This is a genomic window from Photobacterium sp. GJ3 (assembly GCF_018199995.1).
Taxonomy (GTDB): Bacteria; Pseudomonadota; Gammaproteobacteria; order Enterobacterales; family Vibrionaceae; genus Photobacterium.
Genome location: NZ_CP073578.1, coordinates 3486091 through 3505179, shown reverse-complemented (window position 1 = coordinate 3505179; position 19089 = coordinate 3486091). Strand labels below are relative to the sequence as shown.

The 19089-nt window shown below is 51.5% G+C and carries 11 protein-coding genes and 5 tRNA genes; 5 read left to right on the top strand and 11 right to left on the bottom strand.

Annotation, left to right across the window (positions count from 1 at the left end; all coding sequences use genetic code 11):
* Position 1 precedes the first annotated feature (1 nt).
* The 10 genes from KDD30_RS16350 to KDD30_RS16305 all read right to left on the bottom strand — a co-directional run bounded on the left by KDD30_RS16350 (position 2) and on the right by KDD30_RS16305 (position 10771).
* Complete coding sequence (locus KDD30_RS16350) at positions 2–3619, bottom strand: glycoside hydrolase family 9 protein (protein WP_211646762.1); 3618 nt, start codon at positions 3617–3619, stop codon at positions 2–4.
* Between the two features lie 429 nt (positions 3620–4048).
* A complete protein-coding gene (locus tag KDD30_RS16345; RefSeq protein ID WP_211646761.1) occupies positions 4049–4990 on the bottom strand; it encodes an ABC transporter permease in 942 nt (313 codons plus the stop codon).
* A gap of 2 nt (positions 4991–4992) precedes the next feature.
* Positions 4993–5970 (bottom strand): ABC transporter permease, encoded by a 978-nt coding sequence (locus tag KDD30_RS16340; protein WP_211646760.1) that lies wholly within the window; start codon positions 5968–5970, stop codon positions 4993–4995.
* A 66-nt stretch (positions 5971–6036) separates the two neighbouring features.
* Positions 6037–7590 carry an ABC transporter substrate-binding protein gene (locus KDD30_RS16335; protein ID WP_211646759.1) on the bottom strand — a complete coding sequence of 518 codons (1554 nt, stop codon included), beginning with the start codon at positions 7588–7590 and terminating at the stop codon, positions 6037–6039.
* A 142-nt stretch (positions 7591–7732) separates the two neighbouring features.
* Positions 7733–9451, bottom strand: a complete 1719-nt coding sequence (locus tag KDD30_RS16330; RefSeq protein WP_211646758.1) for an ABC transporter ATP-binding protein — start codon at positions 9449–9451, stop codon at positions 7733–7735.
* Between the two features lie 638 nt (positions 9452–10089).
* Positions 10090–10166: transfer RNA gene (locus KDD30_RS16325), tRNA-Pro, on the bottom strand.
* Between the two features lie 143 nt (positions 10167–10309).
* A tRNA-His gene (locus KDD30_RS16320) sits at positions 10310–10385 on the bottom strand.
* Positions 10386–10450: 65 nt separating this feature from the next.
* Positions 10451–10527 (bottom strand) — tRNA-Pro (locus KDD30_RS16315).
* A 46-nt stretch (positions 10528–10573) separates the two neighbouring features.
* Positions 10574–10649: transfer RNA gene (locus KDD30_RS16310), tRNA-His, on the bottom strand.
* Between the two features lie 45 nt (positions 10650–10694).
* Positions 10695–10771: transfer RNA gene (locus KDD30_RS16305), tRNA-Arg, on the bottom strand.
* Between the two features lie 292 nt (positions 10772–11063).
* On the opposite strand from KDD30_RS16305, the gene KDD30_RS16300 reads away from it, so the two are divergent.
* Positions 11064–11474 carry a cytochrome c5 family protein gene (locus KDD30_RS16300; protein ID WP_211646757.1) on the top strand — a complete coding sequence of 137 codons (411 nt, stop codon included), beginning with the start codon at positions 11064–11066 and terminating at the stop codon, positions 11472–11474.
* A gap of 88 nt (positions 11475–11562) precedes the next feature.
* Here the strand turns inward: KDD30_RS16300 and rep are convergent, their stop codons facing one another.
* Complete coding sequence (gene rep, locus KDD30_RS16295) at positions 11563–13584, bottom strand: DNA helicase Rep (RefSeq protein ID WP_211646756.1); 2022 nt, start codon at positions 13582–13584, stop codon at positions 11563–11565.
* 174 nt (positions 13585–13758) lie between these two features.
* On the opposite strand from rep, the gene KDD30_RS16290 reads away from it, so the two are divergent.
* The 4 genes from KDD30_RS16290 (at position 13759) to KDD30_RS16275 (ending at position 19048) form a co-directional block, all read left to right on the top strand.
* Entirely contained in the window at positions 13759–14325 is a 567-nt protein-coding gene (locus tag KDD30_RS16290) for a TetR/AcrR family transcriptional regulator (protein WP_211646755.1), read from the top strand.
* Positions 14326–14358: 33 nt separating this feature from the next.
* Positions 14359–15474, top strand: coding sequence for an efflux RND transporter periplasmic adaptor subunit (locus KDD30_RS16285; protein WP_211646754.1), 1116 nt, complete (start codon positions 14359–14361; stop codon positions 15472–15474).
* Between the two features lie 12 nt (positions 15475–15486).
* Positions 15487–18603 carry a multidrug efflux RND transporter permease subunit gene (locus KDD30_RS16280; protein WP_211646753.1) on the top strand — a complete coding sequence of 1039 codons (3117 nt, stop codon included), beginning with the start codon at positions 15487–15489 and terminating at the stop codon, positions 18601–18603.
* A 187-nt stretch (positions 18604–18790) separates the two neighbouring features.
* Entirely contained in the window at positions 18791–19048 is a 258-nt protein-coding gene (locus KDD30_RS16275; protein WP_211650117.1) for an accessory factor UbiK family protein, read from the top strand.
* The last annotated feature ends 41 nt before the right edge of the window (positions 19049–19089 follow it).

Below are 19089 nucleotides of genomic sequence, written 5' to 3'. Positions count from 1 at the left end.
ATTACTGGCAGAGGCCCAAATCGTTCCAGGCACCCCAACTTGGGTCGGAACTTCCGGGTTCCTCGGTATTCCACCAACGCGCCTGATATTTACGGCCCAGATGCTGCACGATGTCATCTTTCTGTGCGGCAACCCCACTTTGCCAGACAGGCAGACCCGCGCAGCTGTCCCCGGTGCTTTGTTTAAAGCTGGCAGCCACCGTGGTATTGGCACTGATCGCCGTCAGGGTATAACTCTGATTCGTAACCGAGACAGGCTGACCATTGACCAGAACCTGATCCAGCGTATACCCGGCATCTGGCGTGAAAGTGAAGGTCTGGCTGGTGCCAGCTTCCAATGAAAGCACACCCGATGGTGCAACACTGCCCCCGGTACCAGCTGAGGCGGTCACGTCATGGTACACCGGGTCAACACCGCCGGTTTTGCCAAACGCCACCAGCAGGGTTTGCGAAGCCGTCACATTCGGAATCGTCAGGCTATCCGTCGGTGTCGGTACCACTTCAACCCCATTGATTTTCACCGAGCGCACTTCATAGCCCGGATCCGGTGTAAAGGTAAAGAGTTGGTTCTGACCTTCCTGAACCCGAACCAGACCTTTCGGACTGATATCCCCGTAATACATCACTGTGGTGCCGCTGCAAGAACCCAGATTCAGCCATGGACCCCACTCCGGATGCCCGGTGCCGGGCTCAGAAGACTGCTGCCAGCGCGCTTCCCAAGTTTCACCCAGATGCGTGACACGATCGCCCTGATTGTACGAGGTGCCACTGCTCCAGACCGGATCGGTACACTGACCGGTCACTTCGTGACCTTTCACTTCTGCGGTAATACTCAATGGCAGGGCTGCATCCAGCGCGACTGGATCATTCATCCAGTCAATGATCTTCTTATGCGTGACAATCCGTACATCCGGATGTGTCAGGGCATAATCCACAAAGCGCTTGAAGGCGACCCCCATGGGTGAATTATCCGCAAAGTTCTTGCCATGTCCCCCAATCAGCATCGGTGCACGGTTGCCTTTCAGACGCTGATCCAGGGTGTATTTCAGCGTGACATAGATTTCATCGGCATTGAATTTCAGCAGGTGCTCCAGGTTGTAATCAAACCCGGTGACCTTACCGTTATCCAGACTGATGTAATCCTGTGCTGCTTTGGCCTTTTCACGCAGGTTATACGGCAGGCCGTCCTGATCATCTGGCGGGATGATGAAGACATATGCTGGCATCTGCCACAGATTCGGATGCTTCCCGACATAAGGCTTATTGGCGAAACCATAGCCGTTCATGATGGTCAGCGCAGGCGCTTCATCATGCATGGTATACGGCCAGCTGAAGTTGGTGCCGTCTTCACCGTAAGACCAGCCTTCCTCCAGCGAGGTATCGTAACTGAAGCCGGAATCGACCAGATACTGATACAGGGCATCATTGGGCAGCAGATGCGGTGCACGGAAGCCATGCAGGCTGTTTCGCGGAATACCGACCGAGACGATGCCGTCATTGGCAGTGTCATTTTCCAGTTTCCAGGTGTTGTAGTCGAACAGATGTCCGTCCGGTTTATGGTTCTGCGTATGGTTACCCGCTTCGTTACCCTGATCGTAAGAACGCTTCCAGGACGCACCCGAGGCACCGGTGTAGAAACCGGTATGGAAACCGGTGTAGGTCAGCGGCTCGCCATCATAGGTCAGCGGATTGCCTGTTCCTGCCGGGTTCGTGCGGGTTGCATGCAGATTGGTCAGCCAGTCCATACCAGCTTCGGTCGAGTTATCATCCGTCCCCAGCGAGATAAACTGCGGGACTTTCTCTGGCGACAATCCACCCGGAGGCGCTTTTCGTGATGGCATCACACCGGGCTGATCCGGAGCCGGTCCCTGAGTTTCCAGTTTGGACATCGCACTGATGGCATACAATGCCGTGGCCTGACCAAAGATCGTCGGCTCGGCACTGACATAGTTCGTCCAGTGATCAAAGAAAGCCGTTTCCGTGGTATTGAACTTGTGTTCCCAGCGATCAGCCGGTTTTTCAATATCCGGATCCTGCATGTAATCCGGATGCCCCGGTCCCCCTAACACCGCACCAACAGGTGGCAGTTCAGGTTTGATCTGATAAACCTGATGGTGCAGTCCCTGAGGCACTTGTGTCCCCAGTTCCGGAGAATGCACAAAGCTGATCCCCCAGTTGTTCCGGCCCAACAGGTAGTCGAAATTGTCGTAGGCCAGTTTCTCGTAAAATGTATCGCCTGTTTCCGTGACTTCACGGCTGGCCGCACCGGAAACATAGAGGTTGTTTGCCAGTGTGCCCCAGGTAAACGGCTGGGCCGAACCCCAGATATTGCCATCCATTTGAGCGTTCACCAGATGCGCATCGATGTCATGACGTGCCCGGTGACCCGCACGGCTGTCAAAGTCACGCAGCATCATATTCGACAGCAGGTTACTGCCAGACCAGCTGAACCAGTAGGCAAAGCCCGCGCTTTCAGAGTAGGCCTTCGCATCATCCAGATACTGCTGCTCTTTGGTCAGGTCATACAGGGCCGTTGCGGCAATCGCAAAGTTATCATCCACCGACAGACGCAGCGTCACTTCACCGGTCGCCGGATCCGTCTCTTTCAGAATATCGCGGTAGAACTCGTTCTTACGGTCGTTCTCGTAAGCCGGGAATTCCAGTACATCTGCCTGTTTTGCCCGGGCATAAATGGCTTTGGCCTGCGTTTCATAGCTGGCAGCCAGTGCGGTTTCGCCAACACTGTTAAACACTTTTGCCCCGTAAGCCAGGGCACCGGCCGTCACAGCCATATGGTTCGGCGACAGGGCAGCCAAGGCTTCCCGCTGGCCGTTCCGGATATCATCTTTCGGCAAACGCCAGTAGTTATGATCTTCGCCGGTTGAAACCTGAATAATGAACTCGTTGTTCTGCCAGGTTTTCATCAGATAATCCAGACCAACCTTGGCTTCATCCAGAATGTCGACCAGATTCGACTGGCTCAGTTCACGGGTGAAAATGCTCGGATTATTCTCATACGCCTGCAGTAAAACATGAGTGGTGTAAGCTGTGGTCAGCGTAAACTTGATATAGTCCCCCGCATCACTCCAGCCGCCCAGCATGTCGACGGTCTTCCCGCTGGGATCCGCCGCCCAGGCACCGTCGTTCACAGGCCCGACAGGCCGCCAGATCGGGGCCACGGCATCGCCGTCATGACCGATCAGGCGATCGACCGTGTCAGCCGTTCCGCTACGCTGCTGGCGTAAAAAGCGCAAAACCTGATTGGCCAGATACCCATATGGATTATCTTTGACAGAGACCGTCGTCGGTGTTGAACCGGGAATCGAGATTTCATATTCGCCCAACGCTTTTACGTCGGAAAAATCAAGCTCGTAGTTGTGAGGTTGCGCGGTAAACGGGCCTGTGCCGTACGCCGCTGCACCAAAAGTGCCGGACAAGACAACCTGTCCACCTTGCGTCACCTGCCAGGTTTTCCCTGTCAGATTTTCATCGGACATAACAATGGCAACTTTGTCACGTTCCGGGAAGTAGCCCGCCAGATTATGGCGAACATACACGTCTGCATAAGCTGCGCTGCTCAATGACATCAGCACAGCCAGCGAGAGTACGTTTTTTTTCATGATGTTCCTCAATCAGGGTTGCGAGGTTTGAACCACGTTCATTGCTGTTGCACAAGACCACCGGTACAGCGTCCGTTGAGGGACAGTTCAGCCTGCTTTATTTGATTTCCTGAACTCTGCTTCTGCACCACCTGCTGCGACAAAATTCAGTATGAAAGTGGGGTCATTTTGAAGTCACGTAACATTGTGTAAGACCGTGTGAGACTGGTTTTACATTGACTTACATATCAGGAACGTCATGAAAGCAACCCAGTCAGGCTGCCTGATACAGCGAAAAGTGCAGCCCTGAACGGTATTTTCTGCAACGCAATTTTTTTTGAAACACCGCAGTTGTTGCGACCAACCAGTGAAGCAGATCGCATAAAGGAGGCATAAAAAAGCCCCTGCGAGCAGGGGCTTAGAGGAAGGAAACGCTCTTCAGGGTATCAGTTAACCTTTATACACTTTCGGATTAAAGACATCCCGTAACCAGTCACCCAGTAGGTTAATCACCAGCACCAGCGTCACTAGCACAATGCCCGGAAACGCAGTGATCCACCAAGAACCTGAGAAAATGTAGTTGAAGCCAATACTGATCAGCGAGCCCAGTGACGGCTGATCCACCGGCATTCCCAGTCCAAGGAATGACAGAGCGGCTTCCGACATAATGGCGTTCGCCACCTGAACTGTTGAGATCACCAGAATCGGTGACAGACAGTTCGGCAGAATATGGCGGAACATGATCCGCGGTGATTTCAAACCCATCACCCGAGACGCTTCAACGTATTCTTTCTTCTTCTCTGCCAGTACAGAGGCGCGCACTGTCCGGGCATACTGCGGCCATTCTGCAATCCCGATAATCACCACCAGCATCAAAATGGCGTACTGGCTGTAAAAATCACTGCCAAAGCTGGCCTTGAAAATCGCCGACACAATGATGGCCACCATCATGGTGGAGAAAGACAATTGCACATCCGCAATCCGCATCAGGAAACTGTCGATCCGGCCGCCAAAATAACCGGCGCACAGACCGACAATAATGCCGATAAAAAGCTGCAACGCGACAGCAAACAAACCGATCGCCAGAGAAATTCGCAGGCCATACATGATGGTCGACAGAATATCACGGCCCTGATCGTCGGTACCCAGCAAGAAGCGAGCATCCCCGAATTCCATCCAGGACGGCGCCAGCTCCGAGTCCATGATATCAATACTGTTCAGATCGTACGGATTCGTCGGTGAAATCAGAGGGGCAAACACCGCCATCAGAACAAAGCACAGAAACACGGCAAAGCTGGCCATAGCCACTTTGTCTCGTTTAAAGAAATAAATGAAATCCGAGTGCATGAAACGCTGCCAGCGTGAAGGCGCGTCCGTCGTTTTAGTCGTCATGATTACGCTCCTTTACCCGTCAGGTTTACAGTTGGGTTGATCAGGCCATACAGCAGGTCAACCAGGGTGTTGGTGACTACGAAAATCAGGCCAACAAATATGACATAAGCGGTAATCAAAGGAGTATCCACTCGGTTAATCGCTTCCAGGAACAGGAACCCGGTGCCCGGCCACTGGAACACCGTTTCCGTCAGAATGGTGTAAGCCACCATGGTCCCGATTTGTACACCACCGACAGTGATCACAGGCAGCATGGTGTTTTTCAGTGCGTGCTGGTAATAGACTTTGTTCTGCGCCAGACCTTTGGCACGGGCAAATTTCACATATTCAGTGCTCAGTGCTTCCAGCATTTCTGAGCGCACCAAACGAATAAAGAGCGGCAACATAATCGATGCCAGCGAGACACTCGGCAGGATCAAGTGTGCCAGGCCATCCAGCGTAAAGAATCCTGAATTCCAGCCCAATACATTGGCCGTCTCCCCTCGCCCAAACGACGGCAGCCAGCCTAATTCAATTGAAAACACATACATCAGCATGATGGCCGTCAGGAAAACCGGAACCGAGATGCCGACAATACTGAAGCCCATAATCGCTTTGGTCAGCGCGCTGTTGGGGTGAATTGCTGAATAAACCCCAAGCGGTATGGAAACCACCACGATAATCAACGACGCCGCAAACACCAATTCCAGGGTTGCTACCAGCTTATCTAAAATCACGTCCACAACCGGACGCTTGAAAAAGTAGGAATTGCCCAAATCCCCTTGCACCGCTTTCGCAATAAAGCGGCCATACTTCACCATAAAGGGATCGTTCAGGCCCATTTCAGTCCGCAGCGCATCACGCTCGGCCTCGGACACAGACTGTCCCACCAGCTCACGCAGCGGGTCGCCTAAATTGTCCTGGATAGCAAACGCCACCAGACTGATCACAAACATCACTACCAGTGCCTGCACCAGGCGCTTGACTAAAAAAGTAAACATTCCTTGCCTCTTTAGACTTCCATGATCAGGCTCCGGCAATTGCCGGAGCCTGAATACAGGAGGGTATTACTTGATCACCAGATCGCCCAGGTACGGGAAGTCCATACCGTTCACGATAGGTTTGATATCCACATTTTTCTTGGCTGCCCAGGAAGGGTCCTGCCAGTACAGTGGTACAAAGGCTGCGTCGTTATACAGCAGCTCTTCCACTTTCTTCAGCATGGTGCTGCGTTTTTCCAGATCCGTTTCAGAGTTTGCCGCTTCAACCAGCTTGTCGACTTCAGCATTCGAATAGTGACCACAGTTGTACTGACCTTTACCGGTGTCCGCGTTACGCGTCATGGTCAGGAATTCCGTAAAGTTCGCAGAATCCTCTGTATCCGGGTGCCAGCCAATCATCAGCATACCGGCTTCACACTTATCGAACTCAGGCCAGTACTGCGCCTTTGGCATGGTTTGCAGGTCAACTTTGATCTTGATTTTCGCCAGCATTGCCGCCACAGCCTGAGCAACTTTTTCGTCGTTCACGTAACGGTTATTTGGCGCAATCATGCTGATAGAGAAGCCATTTTCATAGCCAGCGTCTTTCATCAGTTGCTGTGCTTTTTTCAGATCGTAGCGAGGTGTCAGCGATTCATTGTAGCCAGCGTAGCCGACCGGGCTTTGCTGAGCTGCCGGAGTCGCAGCACCTTTCATGATTTTCTCAGCGATCCCTTCGTTGTTCACCGCATAGACAATCGCTTGGCGAACACGAGCATCACGCAGTGGCTCTGCAACTTTCTGGTTCAGTTGGAAAGTAATGACACGCGTACCCGGCATGGTCACCAGATCCAGCTTGTCGTTACTCTTAATACGCTGATAGTCGTTCGGAGAAACAGGCGCAATCATATCAACGTCGCCAGACAGCAGCGCTGCAACACGCGTCGCATCTTCTTTGATTGGGCGCAGTGTGATGTTGTCAACGTTACCTTCGCTGTCCTTGTCCCAGTAGTCGGCAAAACGCTCGAATTCAACTTTCACGCCCTGCTCACGGCTCGATACTTTGAACGGGCCCGTACCAGAGATGTTGGTCGATGCATAAGTTGAACCGTTTTTCTTCAGCTCACCTTTGTCTTTGCCATTCTCGGTCTGACCGGTATAGAACTTACTGTCCATCGGGAACAGATAAGTCATCACGTTCTCAATCAGCGGATAAGTCCCATCCGTGATCACATCCACTGTCAGGGCATCGACTTTCTTCACATCAACAATCGGGGTGAAAATGCCTTTGAAATCAGCAGAAGTTTTCAGACGCTTGAAAGTCCAGATCACGTCATCAGCGGAGAAATCGTTTCCAGAGTGGAATTTCACGCCGTCACGCAATTTAAAACGCATCGTGCTGTTATCGACACGCTCCCACGAAGTCGCCAGTCGGGGTTCAAATTCCATCGACTGGGTGAAACGGATCAGTGGATCAAAACTCATGTGAGAAAGTTGCAGCGTACCGCCAGACAGCTGCTCATGTGGATCCAGAGAAACCGGGTCCGCATCATAAGCCAGATTCAAGTTCGCGGCAGCAGCACCGAAGCTCAGACCAGCAGCCATTAATGCAACGGCTAACTTGCTCTTGATGGTTTTCATTCGCATAGCTCCTTTATGCAGGGAGAGAACTCCCAGATGGTTATGTTTGCTTATAATTGATTTTGGTAAGCAACAAATGCCCCGGTTCCACAGAACCAAGCCGGTTACCCATTCAGGCATCCGGCAGGCAAATTGGATCACATCAGGCCAGTTTCAGGCCTTCCAGACTCATTCCCTTGAACTCAGGCATCAGAGAAATCAGCTGCTTGCTGTACTCGTGCTGCGGATTGGTAAACAGTTGTTCCGTCGGGGCAACTTCCAGCAGCGTCCCTTTCTGCATCACGCCAATGCGATCACACATCTGACGGATCACAGGCAGGTCGTGACTGATAAACAACATGGTCAGGTTGAGTTCATCCTGCAGATCTTTCAGCAGGTTCAGGATTTGCGCCTGCACCGAAACGTCCAGTGCAGAGGTCGGTTCATCACAGATCAGCAGTCTTGGGCGGGTTGCCAGCGCACGGGCAATCGAAATCCGCTGACGCTGACCGCCGGAGAATTCGTGCGGATATTTCACACCGGATGCGCGACCCAAGCCAACATGATCCAGCAGATCGGCAACAATCTGGCGCACCTGCGCTTCATTGTCGGCTAATTTGTGGAAACGAATTGGCTCGGCGATGATGTCGAAAATTTTCATCCGCGGGTTCATCGAAGAGTATGGGTTCTGGAAAACCATCTGCATCTGACGGCGCATCGGGCGGCGCTCTTTCTCACTTTTCAGTGCGGTCAGATCAATGCCTTCAAACACAACTTTGCCGGAGTTTGGCGGGTACAGGCCAGCAATCACGCGGGCAATGGTCGACTTTCCGGAACCGGACTCTCCCACCAGGCCGAAGGTTTCCCCTTCAAACACTTCAAAGCTGACATTATTGGATGCCTGAACATACTCCCGACGGCTTTCAAAGAAAGAATCTTTGGTCACAAAACGCAGGTTCACATTCTCGACCTGCAGCAGGGCACCAGTGTACTGGCGCTGATCTTCGCTTTGGCCCAGCCAGTGATTCTTCACATCCAGCTGCGTGGTTTCACCCGCTGCTTCGATATAGCTCACCAGCGGGAAACGCTCCAGTTTGATATCGGAACGCGGAACGGCAGAGATCAGGCTCTTGGTATAAGGATGGTTTGGATGTCCCAGCACCTGTGCTGTCGGACCAATTTCGACCAGATCGCCCCGATACATCACGGCAACACGATCCGTGACGTTCGAGACAACCCCCATGTCGTGAGTCACCAGCATACAACCGACGTTTTTCTTGACGCACAGTTCGCGGATCAGGCTCAGGATCTGGTCCTGAATCGACACATCCAGCGCTGTTGTCGGCTCATCGGCAATAATCAGATCTGGCTCACCCGCCAGCGCAATTGCAATCACCACCCGCTGACGCATCCCGCCAGAGAACTGGTGCGGATACTGCTTAATCCGAACTTCCGGTTGCGGGATCCCGACCTGCTCCATCAGTTTAATTGCACGGCGCACCGCTTCATCCTGACTGACATTCAGATTCGTGACGATGGTTTCCGTCAGCTGACGCTCTACGGTAAACAAGGGGTTCAGCGAAGTCATTGGGTCCTGAAATATGAACCCGATTTTGGCGCCACGCACTTTTCGCATGGCTTCTGGCGTCAGGCCAGAAATCTTCTGGCCATCCAGATAAACATCGCCACTGGCAATGTTTCCCGGCGGGCTCAGCAAATCAATCACAGCATTACCGACCGTTGACTTCCCCGCACCAGATTCACCCACCACACCGACGATTTCACCACGCTCGATGGAGAACGACAGTGATTTCACCGCAGCGTGGACACCGTGACGCGACGGATATTCAATACGAAGGTTTTTAACTTCCAATAATGCCATGTTCAGACCTCGACAACCCGGCAGCAACCCTGCCCGTCTGCAATTGATTCCATTCCCGTAGCCAGCCAAAGAGATCAGCTACATTAAGTGCCATCAATCTGGCAAACATTTCACTAAAAATCAACATTTCGTGCTGTAAAACTGTGCTAGAGCACAAAATCAGCATAAATAATCACTATTTATATAGGTAAAAATCATCATAAAAATAACTTTTATTCACTAAAAACCCAGTACTCCCAAAGAATCAAAAGGTAACAACCATGAATTCACCCGAATATTTATGCGTCATGACTCTCCAACCAGCCTGAATAAAAAACCAAATACAAAACAACATAATTTTAACAGAGCAATAGGTTTAACTGATAGCTCACTCAAAAGGTAGAAATTAGATTCAGAAATAATCGATAACCTGAGATAAAAAACTGTCGATAAACTCTGTTGCCCTACGGGACAATCTGAATAATTAACAGAATGGCGGAGCAAGGATGCAGGAAAAAGTGACTCTCTATCAACTGAGCAGACGATTTCAGTTGGAAGTGAAAAAAGTGTGGCAATTGCAACACGTTCTGAAACAGGGCAGGGAGTTAGCGAATTTCAGAAACAAAAAAAGCCCGCTCAATGAGCGGGCTTCTTGAATGTGGTCGGTGAAGAGGGATTCGAACCCCCGACCCTCTGGTCCCAAACCAGATGCGCTACCAAACTGCGCTATTCACCGATAATTCTGTTTTTGTCTTGAGACGTGCGCCAGAGGGTTCCTCTGGTCCGCTGTTTCCAAGAGCCGGAGATGCGCGACCAAACTGCGCTATTCACCGATAATTTTCTTTCTGTCCTCCAGCAATCACGCTGAACGACGAAAAATGGGGTGGCTAACGAGACTTGAACTCGCGACAACCGGAATCACAATCCGGGGCTCTACCAACTGAGCTATAGCCACCATTTTTTGGTTCAGTATCTGTCCGAACCAGTAAGCCTATCACAAAAATAAACTCACTTGAAAAGTGGTCGGTGAAGAGGGATTCGAACCCCCGACCCTCTGGTCCCAAACCAGATGCGCTACCAAACTGCGCTATTCACCGATCATTCTGTTTTTGTCTTCCAGCAATCATGCTGAATGACGAAAGATGGGGTGGCTAACGAGACTTGAACTCGCGACAACCGGAATCACAATCCGGGACTCTACCAACTGAGCTATAGCCACCAATGTTTCTTACAACGCCAACAGTGCCGTCTTGCCTTTCCGGAGTGGCGCGCCCGACAGGATTTGAACCTGTGACCTTTGGCTCCGGAGGCCAACGCTCTATCCAGCTGAGCTACGGGCGCCTTGCCCTATCGGCGGGGGTGAATATTACGGATCAGCATGGGTGTCGTCTAGTCTTTTTTGCAAAATTTTTTGCATTCGCTTCATTTATAACCATCTTTGGGTTGATTCTCATCATACAAACAAAGCCATTCGGTTTAATACCACAGATTTAACGGATATAATCACTCAGTTTTTATCGTACAAAACATATAAATTAAGTTCACAGCCTGTCGCAAACTGCCATATATACAACAATCTACAGGATGGCTGTGACAATCGAGCAATTAATCTGGGAGTGTTAAGGTGAGCTCAATGGAATTTTCTCTTCGACAACTCATGGTCGCAGCAGTGGCTACCGTCGCCATCAGCGGCTCAGCCGTAGCAGCAGATATGTCTGCCGAAGCGATCACAGACCGCATCAAGCCTGTCGGTTCAGTATACAAGGAAGGTGATGCACCTGCCGAAACAGCCGCCGCTTCCGGTCCGCGTACTGGCGATCAGGTCTACGGTACTTTCTGTGTGGCTTGTCACAGCAGCGGTGTGATGGGCGCGCCAAAATCCGGGGATGCGGGTGACTGGGGCCCACGGATTGCCCAAGGTATGGAAACCATGACCAACCATGCGATCAATGGCTTCAATGCGATGCCTGCGAAAGGCACCTGTATGGACTGTAGCGATGATGAAATCGTCGCAGCCATTCAGCACATGATTGAAGGTCTGTAATCCCGTTTTTAGGATTCGGCCTGTCGTATAAAAAAGGTTAGCTTTCGCTAACCTTTTTTATTGCATCCGACATACCAAGCGTCAGCCGTTACTTGTTCTTATTGAACATCGACCGGAGATTCGCGATATGCGCTTGTCCCCGCTGCATCCGCTCTTCTGCCGACACTGGTTTACGTTCCGTTTCCCAGTCCAGATCATCCTGGGGCAATTCATACAGAAAACGGCTGGGCTCCGGTTTGAGCAGCTCCCCGTACTGGCGCCGCTCTTTACATAAAGTGAAAGTCAGCACTTTCTGAGCCCGGGTGATCCCCACGTAGGCCAGACGACGCTCTTCCTCCACATTATCTTCATCAATACTGGACTGATGCGGCAGGATCCCTTCCTCGGTACCCACCAGATAAACATAAGGGAATTCGAGACCTTTGGATGCATGCAACGTCATGAGCTGGACCTGATCGGCATCATCGTCCTCTTCACCACGCTCCATCATGTCGCGCAAGGTCATGCGCTGCACCACTTCTTTGAGTGTTCGCACCTCATTATCATAGTTGTCGCCTTCCAGATCAGCCGTAATCCAGCTGTAGAGATCTGACACGTTCTTCATCCGCATTTCAGCCGCTTTCGGGCTGGCAGACGTTTCGAACAGCCAGTCTTCATAATGGATATCCCGGATCATCTGACGTACAGCGGCGACCGCATCCCCGCGCTCGACATTATCCGACAATTCCACCACCCAGCGGGTAAACTGACGCAGATTGTCCAGTCCGCGTCCAGCCAGGTGTTGCTCCAGTCCCAGTTCAAAACTGGCTTCAAACAGGCTTTTTCCGCGCATGTTGGCATAGGTACCCAATTTTTCCAGCGTAACCGGACCTATTTCCCGTCTGGGGGTGTTCACAATCCGCAAAAAGGCATTGTCATCGTCCAGATTGGTCAGCAAACGCAGATACGCCATGATGTCTTTGATTTCAGCACGAGAGAAAAATGAGGTGCCACCGGAAATTTTGTAAGGGATCCGGTTTTGCATCAGTGCTTTTTCAAACAGCCGGGACTGGTGATTTCCCCGGTACAGAATGGCGTAATCTTTATAATCAGTATTGTTGAGAAAACGATGGGCGATCAGCTCTCCAACGACTTTCTCGGCTTCGTGCTCTTCATTTTTTGCCGTGATCACCTTCAGCATGTCGCCGTCCGGGATCTCCGAGAACAGGGTTTTCTCGAATACATGCGGATTATTGGCGATCAGAATATTGGCCGTGCGCAGGATCCGGCTGGTCGAACGATAATTCTGTTCCAGCTTGATCACTTTCAGGGTCGGAAAGTCTTTATTGAGCAGCACCAGGTTTTCCGGCTGCGCGCCGCGCCAGGAATAAATCGACTGATCGTCGTCGCCGACCACGGTAAATTTGGAACGCTCCCCGACCAGCAACTTCACAAACACATACTGACTGGTGTTGGTATCCTGGTATTCATCCACCAGCAGATAACGGATTTTATTCTGCCAGCGCTGGCGGACTTCATCATTATCCCGCAACAGTAAAACCGGCATCAGAATCAGGTCATCAAAATCAAGGGCGTTGTAAGCCTTCATCTGCCGCTGATACAGGTCATAGCAGTGGGCGAACAACTGGTCACGCTCGCCCTGGGCTTCTGCTTTGGCAACCTCAGGTGATTTCATGTCGTTCTTCCAGTTGGAAATCGCTGAGAGCAACATTTTCAGCAAATCTTTATCACCGTCGATCTGCTTTTCCGTCAGCTCTTTGAGCAACGCCATCTGGTCCTGATCATCAAACAGGGAAAAGCTCGCTTTCAGGCCCAGCGATTTATATTCCCGGCGAATAATATTCAACCCCAGGGTATGAAAGGTGGACACCATGAGTCCCTTGGATTCCTGACGGCCCAAGGTCTGCCCGACCCGCTCCTTCATTTCACGTGCCGCTTTATTGGTAAAGGTGAGGGCGGCAATGTTGCGGGCTTTGTAGCCACATTGCTGGACTAAATACGCAATTTTATTGGTGATCACCCGCGTTTTGCCCGACCCGGCACCGGCCAGAACCAAACAAGGTCCGGCAACGTAGCGAACCGCTTCATTCTGTCTGGGGTTGAGTTTCATGGTTTTGCCCTTTGAGTCATGATTGATTCAGCTGCCGCATTGTAACCTGATCTCGTCTCGTGTCTATTTCAGACAATCTCTGCGTTTTTGAGCCCAAAATAGGTAACAGATAAGTTGCGTAATAATTAAGCATCATCAATAATGAATGAACGTTCATTCACTATGTGAGCAGCAATGACTGATAAAAAAGAACGTATCTTGCAGGCAACCGAAGAATTGCTGGCAAAACATGGATTTCACGGCCTCTCGATGAATATGGTCGCCAAAGAAGCCAAGGTCGCAACAGGCACCATCTACCGGTACTTCACCGACAAAGATGATCTGCTGTATCAGCTTCACGATCATATACTGACCATTGTCGCCCGAAAAATCACTCAGAATATTTCGGATCTCATGCCACTGGAAGTGCGGTTTCGTACCATGTGGCTGAACATCTGGAATATGGCCACCGACGGTGAAGCGCCGCTGATCAACCGGGGCCAGTTTGAGAACATGCCGCATCGCGGGAAACAGTACAAGATCGCGTTAGAGAAAACGCTCTTTGCCCCAGTTCACAGGATGTTTGACGAAGGTAAAGCTCAGGGGCTGTTTAAGCCTTTAGACAACGAGATACTCGCCGCGCTCAGTTTGGAGCCCAGCGCTGCGCTGGCACGTAAACATCTGACCGGTATTTTTACAGTAAGTGACGAAGCGCGGGATGCTGCCATCAACGCTTGCTGGGACGCCCTAATTACACATTGATTTCGCATTAACTCAGACTCCGGAGCAAAGATAATGAAAAAATGGGTAGCATGGCTCATCATGCTCGTCATCGTTGCCGTACTCTTTGGTACGCTATTTACATCCAAATATTTTGAAATTTCAGAAAAAATGGAAGCATTCGCCAACATGCCTGAACCGGACTATCCGGTGACAGTTGTGGACGTGAAGGCAACCAACTGGATCCCAGCCATTGAGGCCATCGGTTTCATCGAACCGAACCAAGGTGTCACGGTCACCACAGAAGTCTCTGGCGTTATCAAATCCATTGATTTTGACTCCGGGATCTCTGTGAAAAGCGGGCAACGCCTGGTCACACTGGATTCTGATGTTGAAGAAGCCAACCTGAAGAGCTCACAAGCCAGATTGCCGGCCGCTAAAGCCAAATACATCCGCTATCAGGATCTGTACAAGAAAGGCTCCATTTCGAAAGAAGCTTTTGATGACGCACAGGCGAGCTACTTCTCCCTGTCTGCAGATATTGAAAGCCTGAAAGCCACCATCGACCGCCGAATCATCAAAGCACCTTTCTCGGGCGATGTAGGTCTGCGAAATGTTTTCCTGGGTCAGTACATCCAGCCGGGCACAGATATTGTGCGTCTGGAAGATACCTCGCTGATGAAGCTGCGTTTTACCATCCCGCAAACCGATCTGTCTGATATTCATATCGGCCAGGAAGTCGAAATTGCTGTGGATGCTTACCCGGAAGCGAATTTCCAGGGCAAGATCAGTGCAATTGAACCTGCGGTGAACTATCAGAGTGGCCTGGTTCAGGTTCAGGCTGATATTCCGAACAATGAAGGTCGTCTGCGCAGCGGTATGTTTGCCCGTGCACACATTATTCTGCCAACCCAGGAAAATCAGGTTGTGCTGCCTCAGCATGCCATCACCTACACCCTGTATGGCGATAACGTCTACGTCGTTTATCAAGACGACAAAGGCGACATGCGCGTCCGCCAGTCGGTGGTGAAAACCGGTGAACGCAAGCGTGATCTCATCCATGTGCTGGATGGTGTGACAGTTGGCGATCAGGTGGTCACGACCGGACAGGTTCGCCTGAGTAACGACGTCAAAATCCGCATTGTCGAAAACGATGCCCTGAAAACCCCGGCTAAAACACCGATGCTTTAATTCGGAGGTTCAATGCGCTTTACTGACATATTTATAAAAAGGCCGGTTCTGGCAGTCTCAATCAGTATTCTGATTGCCCTGCTCGGTTTCCAGGCCATTTTCAAAATGCAGGTCCGGGAATATCCCGAAATGACCAATACTGTGGTGACCGTCACCACAAGCTATTACGGGGCCAGTGCCGATCTGATTCAGGGCTTTATCACACAGCCACTGGAGCAGGCCATCGCTCAGGCCGATAATATCGACTATATGACATCTTCCTCGGTGCTGGGTTCATCAACCATTACCGTCACCATGAAGCTGAACACCGACCCGAATGCGGCGCTGGCGGATATTCTCGCCAAAACCAACTCGGTGCGTTCTCAGCTGCCAAGGGAAGCAGAAGACCCGACAGTCACCATGTCAACCGGTTCGACAACGGCTGTAATGTACATTGGTTTCACCAGTGATGAACTCAGCTCGAGTCAAATCACCGACTACCTGGAGCGCGTATTCAATCCGCAACTCTTTACGGTCAATGGTGTTTCCAAAATCGACCTCTACGGCGGGATGAAGTATGCCCTGCGTGTCTGGCTGGACCCAGCTAAGATGGCGGCATACAACCTGACCGCGACCGATGTGATGACCGTACTGAATGCGAACAACTACCAGTCTGCGACCGGTCAGGCCAACAGTGAGTTTGTGCTCTATAACGGCACGGCAGACACTCAGGTCAAAACAACCGACGAACTGAAAAAACTGGTGGTTTCCACGCAGAAAGGTCAGGTCATCCGATTGGGTGATATTGCCAAAGTCACACTGGCGAAAAGCCATGATGTCTATCGTGCGACCGCTAACGGTCAGGAAGCTGTCGTTGCTGCCGTGAACGCCGCACCAAGCGCGAACCCGATCAACATTGCTGCCGATGTACTGGAACTGCTGCCTGATATTCAGCGCAACATGCCAAGCAACATCAAGATGAACGTACTGTATGACTCAACGGTTGCGATCAATGAGTCGATTCAGGAAGTTATCAAGACCATTGGTGAAGCAGCGCTGATTGTTCTTGTGGTGATCACGCTGTTCCTGGGTTCCTTCCGTGCCGTACTCATCCCAATTATCACCATTCCGCTGTCGCTGATTGGTGTGGCGATGCTAATGCAGGGTTTCGGATTCTCCTGGAACCTGATGACGCTGCTGGCGATGGTTCTGGCTATCGGTCTGGTCGTCGATGATGCCATCGTGGTTCTGGAGAACGTAGACCGTCATATCAAGTTGGGCGAATCCCCGTTTCGTGCCGCGATTATCGGGACACGGGAAATTGCGGTGCCAGTCATTGCGATGACGCTGACCCTGGGTGCAGTGTATGCCCCTATCGCGCTGATGGGCGGGATCACCGGCTCACTGTTCAAAGAGTTCGCGCTGACGCTGGCCGGTTCGGTCTTCATCTCGGGCATCATCGCACTGACCCTGTCGCCGATGATGTGCTCGAAGATTCTGAAGCCGCACGACAAGCCGAACCGCTTTGAGGACACTGTCCACAGCATGCTGGATCGCATGACAAACGGTTATGAAAAAATGCTGGGCGGTGTCATGAAGTCACGCCCTGCGGTCATTGTCTTTGCCGTCATCGTCTTCGCCATGCTGCCCGTGCTGTTCAAGTTCATTCCGAGTGAGCTGGCCCCTGCGGAAGATAAAGGGGTGCTGATGATGATGGGTACCGCACCATCCACGGCCAACCTGGACTACATCGAAAACACCATGAGTGAAGTGAATCAGATGCTGAGTGATCAGCCTGAAGTCGCTTTTGCGCAGGTTTTCTCTGGTGTACCACAGTCCAACCAGGCCTTTGGTATCGCCTCCATGGTGCCATGGAGTCAGCGTGAAGCCAGTCAGGCAGAAGTTGTCGGTCGGATCACCAAACTGGTGAATGACGTTCCGGGAATGGCTGTAACGGCCTTCCAGATGCCGGAACTGCCAGGCGCGGGTTCAGGCCTGCCAATTCAGTTCGTCATCACCACACCGAACAACTTTGAAAGTCTGTTCCAGGTAGCGGGCTCTGTGCTGGAAGATGTGACCAAGAATCCAATGTTTGTTTATTCAAACCTGGATCTGAACTTCGACTCAGCCACTATGAAGATCAGCATCGACAAAGACAAAGCCGGTGCTTATGGCGTCACCATGCAGGATATCGGGATCACTCTGAGTACCATGATGGCCGATGGTTACGTCAACCGGATCGACCTCAATGGCCGTTCGTACGAAGTGATTCCTCAGGTCGAGCGTAAATATCGTCTGAACCCAGAGTCGCTGAATACTTACTATGTGCGTGCTGCAGATGGTCATTCAATTCCTCTGGGAAGCCTGATCACCATTGATGTCGTCGCAGAGCCGCGCGCCCTGCCGCACTTCAATCAGTTGAACTCGGCAACCATCGGTGTGGTTCCGATGCCAGGTACAGCTATGGGTGATGCCATCGAGTGGTTCAAAACTGAAGCCGCCAGCAACCTGCCTTCGGGTTATCAGTATGACTTTATGGGTGAAGCCCGCCAGTTCGTGACAGAAGGAAACGCGCTGTTTGCAACCTTCGGTCTGGCTCTGGCGGTTATCTTCCTGGTCCTGGCGATTCAGTTCGAATCCCTGCGTGATCCGATGGTCATTATGGTGTCCGTCCCGCTGGCTATCTGTGGCGCCTTGATTGCGCTGGCCTGGGGTGCAGCATCCATGAACATCTACTCGCAGGTCGGTCTGATCACGCTGATTGGTCTCATCACCAAGCACGGGATTCTGATTTGTGAAGTGGCGAAGGAAGAGCAGCTCAACCATCAGAAAGACAAAATGTCTGCCGTGATGGAAGCCGCCAAGGTTCGTCTGCGACCGATTCTGATGACCACCGCCGCCATGATTGCCGGCCTGATCCCGCTGCTGTACGCCACGGGTGCTGGCGCCGCTCAGCGCTTCAGTATCGGTATCGTTATCGTGGCCGGTCTGGCTATCGGGACGCTGTTTACCCTGTTTGTCCTGCCTGTGATTTATACCTATCTGGCAAGTACACACAAACCACTGCCGGTCTTCGTCGAGGACAAAGATCTGGAAAAGTTAAAACGGGCTGACGAAGCAAGACTTGCTTTAAAAGCCCGGGAAAGTTAAACAGCAACCATCTTTCCCTCTTTTAACCTTCAGGCCGCGTTCAGCGGCCTTTTTTCTATCTGTCAGATTCAGTCATCCAAAATCAAACCAACCCGATGCGGATCCCAAGCTTTCCTGCCTGCGGTCAGGTGAATTGGTGTACACTAACGTCAAGTATCACAATACCTTCATGGAGTTAAATCCGCGTATGTTTGATCCAAAAAAACTTGAGCAGGTCGCCAAGCAAATTCAGGATGCGATGCCGCAGCCGGTCAAAGCACTTGGTCAGGATGTTGAACAAAAGATGCGTCAAAGCATTCAGGCGCAACTCAGCAAGCTGGATGTCGTGAACCGCGAAGAGTTTGACGTGCAGACTCAGGTGCTGCTGCGCACCCGTCAGAAACTGAATGAACTGGAACAGAAAGTCGCGCAGTTAGAAGCACTGCTCAACGACAAAGCTGAATAAGACATCATTCACTTCAGACGAAAGAAAGCCCGGCTGTTGAT